Raw genomic sequence first — 6,349 nt, 5'->3', positions numbered from 1 at the left:
GGCCGGGGGCCGGGGACCTGACGGGTCTACGGGTCTACTGATCAGGCGTACGGGAAACACCCGCGCTCGGGAACACACCGGGGCGCCGCTGCGTGCCGTGGGGATGACGGACGAGTGCGCGGCGCCGCGCCGGGGCGGTGTGACCTCCGGAGCGCGGGCCTCAGTTGCCGCCGAACAGCGAGCGGCGCAGTCGGCGCAGCGGCGCGAACAGCGAGACCCGGCGCACCCTGGCGCCCCTGCTGCTGCGCTTGTGCGCGGGCTCACGCGCGGTCAGCTCACGCATCAGCGACGTCGCCTCCACGGTCTCCCGCTGCGGGAGGGCAGGCCCTCCGAGCACCGCGAGATGCCGGTCGAGACGCGAGCTGCTCGCGCTGCTCTTGCAGGTGATCGCAGGCACCCTTGCCCTGCTGCGCACCGTTATCTGTTCCATGTCACTCCCCACCCGTACGAGTCCACCCGGCCCGGGCAGGGTAACCCTATCGCCCCGGTACCGGCTGCGTGTATCGCGGTCACAGGATTCACCTTCCCCGTAAGGGGGTTGACGATTACTCTCCGAATCCGACAGATTCCAGGGTGAGTTGGACAACGGGGCTGCTCGTCGGCCGGACCGATCCCCCTCCGGGCTCGACGGTCACCGCGAGTGACGTCGCGGACCGGTTCAGACCGGACGCGATCAGGGGCGTGTCGCCGTCCAGAAGCCCGAGGGAGCGCGGCCCGGCGCCGGGGCGCATGAGCCACAGTTGGTGCACGCGGTCGCCCGACGGCTCGCCGTACCCGCTCAGGGTGACCACCGCGCGCCCCTCGGCGGCGGAGGCGACCACTCCGATGCCGCGGCCGCGGTCGTCCGTGTCGCTCGTCGCGCGGGCGTCCGGAGCCGCGAGAACGTGGGCGATCTCACGTGCCCGGTCCCGCGCCGTGTCCAACTCGTCCCGGGTCCGGTCGGCCTGCACGGCGAAGAGCGAGGCGACCACGAGCGCCGCGGCGGCCGTCACCGTGGCGAACGGCACCAGCAGGGGACGCGGCCGGTGCGCGCGGGACCGTTCCGGCGTCCGGCCGCCCTCCCACACATGGGCGGGCAGCCGGAGCGCGGGGCCGCGTCCGGCCGCGGGCTCCTGCGGGGTGGTGCGTACGGCGGCCAGGACCCGTTCGCGCAGGGCGGCCGGTGCCGGTGCGGCCGTGGACCAGGCCAGCCGGACGGCGTCCTCGGACAGGGCCCGCACCTCGGCGGCGCAGGAGTCGCAGCGCTCCAAGTGCGCTTCGAAGCGGACCTGTTCGGCGCCCTCCAGGGCGTCCAGGGCGTAGGGGGCGGCCAGGGAGTGCAGGTCGCCGCGGCGGAACAGCCGGCCCAGGAAGCTCATGCGGTCCCTCCGAGGCAGTCGCGCAGGCGGCCCAGTCCGTCCCGCATCCGCGTCTTCACCGTGCCCAGCGGCAGGGAGAGGCGTTCGGCCACCTCCCGGTAGGTGTAACCGTCGTAGTAGGCGAGGGTGACCGACTGGCGTTGCAGGGCGGTCAGCCGGTCCAGGCAGCGGCGCACCCACTCGCGTTCGAGACCCGCCTCGACCTCCTCGGAGACCTGGTCGAAGGCGGGGTGGTGGGCGCGCCGGGCCTCGCGCCGATCACGTTCGCCGGCCGCGCGGGCGCTGCGCACCCGGTCGACCGCGCGGCGGTGGGCCACGGTGAGGATCCACGACAGGGCGCTGCCGCGCCGCGGGTCGAACCGCGCCGCGGACCGCCAGAGTTCGAGCAGCACCTCCTGCGCCACCTCCTCCGACTGCGCGGGGTCGCGCACCACCCGCCGCACGAGTCCGAAGACCGGGCCCGAGACCAGCCCGTACAGCTCCTCGAAGGCCTTCTGGTCGCCGTCCGCCACGAGCGTCAGCAGCTCGTCCGCCTCCACCCCGCCCCCCTCTCCGCGGGCCGCTCCCGGCCCGTCCGCGTCAGCGAGGGCGCACGCGGCGGCACGCCCTTCGCAGGGGTTACGGATCCGCGGCCCGAAATCGCCAGTCGGCCGGGGACGGAATCGGATGGGGGCCCGCACCAATCCGGCCCCGGGGGTGCTCCGAATGCCGGTGCGTCAGGTAACTCGGCACACGGGCACAGAGGACGGACCGCATGACACCTTTCTCCGGTATCTCAGGAATCGGCACGGGCCGCCGGCGCTTGGCCACGCTGGTCTGCGGCGCGCTGGCCGCCGGAGGGCTCACCGCGGCCGGCGTGACCGCGCTGGAACCGCGGGCGGCGTCCGCCTCCAGCCACCGGGAGGCCCCGTTGACATCGGGGACCCCTCAGTACGACAACACGGATCTGTACGCCTTCGTGAGCCCGGACCGGCCGGACACCACGACGCTCGTCGCGAACTGGATCCCGTTCGAGGAACCGGCCGGCGGACCGAACTTCTTCACCTTCGCCGAGGACGCCCAGTACGACCTGCACGTCGACAACGACGGCGACGCGCTCGGCGACCTGCTGTTCCGGTACACGTTCACCACGCACACGAAGAACGACAAGTCGTTCCTCTACAACACGGGCACCGTCACCAGCCTCGACGACCCGGACCTCAACATCACGCAGACCTACGACATCGAGCTGATCGAACTGCACGGCGGGAAGGAGTCGTCCCGGACGGCGATCGCGCACGACGTGCCGGTGGCGCCGTCGAACGTCGGCAAGGCGTCCATGCCGGACTACGGCGCCCTGCGCGACCAGGCCGTCCACGAACTGGACGACGGGACGAAGACGTTCGCCGGTCAGGCCGACGACCCGTTCTTCCTGGACCTGCGGGTCTTCGACCTGCTGTACGGCGGGAACCTGTCGGAGGTCGGCAACGACACCCTCCAGGGCTACAACGTCAACTCGATCGCCCTCCAGGTCCCGACCGACATGATCGTGGAGTCGGCGGAGCAGCCGGTGGTCGGCATCTGGTCGACGACCCGGCGCGAGAACGCCCAGGGCGAGTTCACGCAGGTGTCCCGGCTCGGGAACCCCCTGGTGAACGAGGTGGTCAACCCGCTGAAGGACAAGGACACCTTCAACGCGTCCACGCCCGCGGACGACGCGCAGTTCCTCCAGAACGTCACCAACCCCGAACTGCCGAAGCTCATCGAGGCGATCTACGACATCAAGGCACCGGCCGAGCCCCGCGACGACCTCGTGGACGTGTTCCTCAAGGGCGTGCCGGACCTCAACCAGCCGCCCCACGTCACGCCCTCGGAGCAGCTGCGCCTCAACACCTCGGTCGAACCGGCCGCCGACCCCAAGCGCCTCGGTGTCCTGGACGGCGACAACGCGGGCTTCCCCAACGGACGCCGGCTGACCGACGACGTGATCGACGCCGCGCTCCAGGTCGTCGAGGGCGAGCTGGTGGGCGCCGCGAACGACCTGGGCGACGCGGTCGACGCCAACGACAAGGAGTTCGGGGCCGCCTTCCCGTACGTGGCGAACCCGACGGAGGGTTCGCGCGGTCCGCTCGCCGACGGCACGGGCGGCGGCCACGACGTGCGCAACCAGCTCGGTGACGCGCTGCGCCCGGCCGGCTCCGGCGACACGACCCTCATCGCCGCCTCGGCGGGGGCCGGTGCCGTCGGCATCCTGCTGATCGGCGGCGCGGTGGCGTGGTGGCGCCGCATGCGCGGCCGGGCGTACTGACCGGCGCACGACTGCTCGCACCCTTCACGCAGACCGCCCGACCCACCGCTGCTCGCACCTTCACGCAGACCGCCCGACCTGAGGAGAGGCATGTCCTCGCACGGCAACGACAACGAGGCACGGAGCGAGCCGCCCGGCCCGGCCGCCACCACCCCACGCCCGCCCGACGCCGACACGGCTCGCGGCCCCGGTGACGCACCGCCCGGTGCCGCGGACACGGCGCGGGTCGTCGCCGTGCGGCGGTTCGCGGCGGCGGCGCGCAGCTGGCGGGGGCTCCAGGTCACCGGGTGCGCGGTCCTGCTGGCCGTGGCGCTCAGTGCGGGGGCCGTCGCGGTCGGCGGCGCCCGCGAGGGTGCCGGCGCCGTGCCGGGCGGCGCACCCGCGGGCCGGCCGGGAGCGGTGCGCGACGCCGGGCCCGACGTGGGGATTCCCGCGCTGGAGGCCCGGCTCCGGGCCCAGCCCCGCGACTTCGAGGGCTGGGCGGCCCTCGGGCTGGCCCACGTCGAGCTGGCCCGCACCGACGGAGATCCCTCCCGCTACCCGCGGGCCGAGCGGGCGCTGAAGCGGTCCCTGGAGCTGAGGCCGGGCAACGACCGGGCGCTGTCGGGGCGCGCCGCTCTCGCCGCCGCCCGGCACGACTTCGCCACGGCGCTGGCGTACGCCGACCGCGCGCTGGCGGCGAACCCCTACGACGAGCGGGCCCTGTGCTCCCGTGTCGACGCCCTCGTCGAACTGGGCCGCTACGACGACGCGGCCCGGGCCGCCGACACCGCCGACACCCGGCGCCCCGGCGTCCCCGTCTTCACCCGGTACGCGTACGTCCGCGAGCTGCGCGGCGAGACGGACACCGCGCGGAAGGTGCTGGAGCGGGCGCTCGCCGTCGCCTCCTCCCCCGCCGACGTGGCCTACGTCGCCACGCAGTTGGGCCACCTCGCCCGCAGGCAGGGCGACCAGCCGGCCGCCCTGCGCCACTACGCCCGCGCCCTCGCCGCCGACGACGCGTACCTGCCCGCCCTGGAGGGCCGGGCCAGGGCCAGGGCCGCGAGCGGCGACCGGGACGGTGCGGCCGGGGACCTGGAGCGCGTGGTCGCCCGCGCACCGCTGCCCGGTCCGCTCGTCGCGCTCGGCGAGCTGTACGAGGTGCGCGGCCAGCCGGCGAGGGCGCGCGAGCAGTACGCCCTCGTCGACGCGTGGACGGCGCTCGCCCGGGCAGGCGGTGTCGAAGCCGACCTGGACACCGCCCTCGCCGCCGCCGACCACGGCGACCGGAAGGCCGCCCTGCGCGCGGCCCGCGCCGAGTGGGACCGCCGCCGCACCGTGCACACGGCGGACGCCGTCGCCTGGGCGCTGCACGTCAACGGCCTCGACCGGGAGGCACTGCCGTACGCCCGCCGGGCCGTCGCCACGGGCTACCGGGACGCCTCGTTCCTCTACCACTTGGGCGTGATCGAACGCGCGGTGGGACGGCACGGGGACGCGCGCCGCCATCTCTCGGCGGCGCTCGGCCTCGATCCGGGCTTCTCGCCGCTCGGCGCCCGCGAGGCGCGCAGGGCACTGAAGGAACTGGAGGGGGCCCGTTGACGCCCCGCGGTCTCCTCGCGCGCGGCGCCGCCGCCCTCACCGCCGCGTGCGCCCTGGTCCTCCTCGCCCCGGCGGGCGCGAGCGCGCATCCGCTCGGCAACTTCACCGTCAACCGCTACGACGGTCTGATCGCCGCCCCCGGTCGACTGGGCGTCGACCACGTCGAGGACCTCGCGGAGATCCCGGCGACCCAGGCGGGCCCCGACGTCGAGCGGCTCGGTCCGGCCGAGTGGGCCCGGCGGCGCTGCGAGCGGGCGGCGCTCGACAGCCGCCTCACCGTGGACGGCCGCGGCGTCGCCCTCACCGTCCGGCACAGCGGCGTGCGTGTGCGGCCGGGGCAGGCCGGGCTCGACACCCTGCGGCTGGAGTGCCGGTTCACGGCACCGTTGCCCGACTCCGCTCCGGTGCGCGTCGGCTTCCGTGCGTCCGGCGCCTCGGCGGGCCCCGGCTGGCGGGAGATCACCGCGCGCGGCGACCGCACGACGCTCACCGCGTCGGACGTACCGGAGGAGTCGGCCTCACGTGAACTGACCCGCTATCCGCAGGAGTCACTGTCGTCCCCGGCCGACACGGCGAGCGCGTCGCTGCGGGTCCGGCCCGGCGGTCCCGCACTGGACCGGGACCGGCAGGACGCCCCCGCCGCCTCCGTCCTGCCCCGCGGCGCGGACCGCTGGACCCGCGCGCTGGACTCCCTGGTCGCCCGCCGGCACCTCACCCTCGGATTCGCCGCCCTCGCCCTGGTCGTCGCGGTCGCCCTCGGCGCGGGGCACGCGCTCGCACCGGGCCACGGCAAGACCCTGATGGCGGCGACGGCGGCCGCCCGGGGCGGCGGGGCGCGGCTGAAGGACGTCCTGCCGATGGCGGCCTCGGTGACGGTCACCCACACCCTGGGCGTGGTCGCCCTCGGCGTCCTGGTCACCGCGGGTTCCGCGGCCACGCCGTCGGTCGTCGCGTGGCTCGGTGTCGCCGGCGGCGCCCTGGTCACGCTGGCGGGCGCGAGCCTCGTACGCCGCGCACTGCGCAACCGTGGGCACGGCCGTACGCACGCGCACGGTCACCATCACGACCACGACCACGGACACGGTCACGACCACCCCCACGAACACGGCCCCCACACCCACAC

The 6,349-nt window shown here is 75.0% G+C and carries 6 protein-coding genes; 3 read left to right on the top strand and 3 right to left on the bottom strand.

Annotated elements, in window-relative coordinates:
• Nucleotides 1-160: 160 nt before the first annotated feature.
• From DMH12_RS36365 to DMH12_RS36355, 3 genes are all read right to left on the bottom strand, one after another.
• A complete protein-coding gene (locus tag DMH12_RS36365; RefSeq protein WP_064727101.1) occupies nucleotides 161-430 on the bottom strand; it encodes a hypothetical protein in 270 nt (89 codons plus the stop codon).
• A gap of 115 nt (nucleotides 431-545) precedes the next feature.
• Complete coding sequence (locus tag DMH12_RS36360; RefSeq protein ID WP_125495571.1) at nucleotides 546-1,358, bottom strand: anti-sigma factor domain-containing protein; 813 nt, start codon at nucleotides 1,356-1,358, stop codon at nucleotides 546-548.
• Entirely contained in the window at nucleotides 1,355-1,897 is a 543-nt protein-coding gene (locus DMH12_RS36355) for a sigma-70 family RNA polymerase sigma factor (protein WP_125495570.1), read from the bottom strand. Before DMH12_RS36355 ends, DMH12_RS36360 begins: the two co-directional genes overlap by 4 nt.
• A gap of 215 nt (nucleotides 1,898-2,112) precedes the next feature.
• Here DMH12_RS36355 and DMH12_RS36350 point away from each other — a divergent pair, with 215 nt between their 5' ends.
• The 3 genes from DMH12_RS36350 to DMH12_RS36340 form a co-directional block, all read left to right on the top strand.
• Complete coding sequence (locus DMH12_RS36350) at nucleotides 2,113-3,645, top strand: DUF4331 domain-containing protein (RefSeq protein WP_125495569.1); 1,533 nt, start codon at nucleotides 2,113-2,115, stop codon at nucleotides 3,643-3,645.
• A 90-nt stretch (nucleotides 3,646-3,735) separates the two neighbouring features.
• A complete protein-coding gene (locus tag DMH12_RS36345; protein ID WP_125495568.1) occupies nucleotides 3,736-5,226 on the top strand; it encodes a lipopolysaccharide assembly protein LapB in 1,491 nt (496 codons plus the stop codon).
• The coding region (locus DMH12_RS36340; RefSeq protein WP_125495567.1) for a nickel transporter at nucleotides 5,223-6,349 on the top strand (1,127 nt) is incomplete at its 3' end. The genes DMH12_RS36345 and DMH12_RS36340, both read left to right, overlap by 4 nt.

The organism is Streptomyces sp. WAC 04229 (genome assembly GCF_003947455.1).
Lineage (GTDB): Bacteria > Actinomycetota > Actinomycetes > Streptomycetales > Streptomycetaceae > Streptomyces.
This window is presented reverse-complemented; position numbering and strand designations above follow the sequence as displayed.

Coding starts and splice junctions, on each gene's coding strand:
- DMH12_RS36365 (WP_064727101.1), bottom strand. CDS start 430: ATGGAACAGATAACGGTGCGCAGCAGGGCAAGGGTGCCTGCGATCACC.
- DMH12_RS36350 (WP_125495569.1), top strand. CDS start 2,113: ATGACACCTTTCTCCGGTATCTCAGGAATCGGCACGGGCCGCCGGCGC.
- DMH12_RS36360 (WP_125495571.1), bottom strand. CDS start 1,358: ATGAGCTTCCTGGGCCGGCTGTTCCGCCGCGGCGACCTGCACTCCCTG.
- DMH12_RS36345 (WP_125495568.1), top strand. CDS start 3,736: ATGTCCTCGCACGGCAACGACAACGAGGCACGGAGCGAGCCGCCCGGC.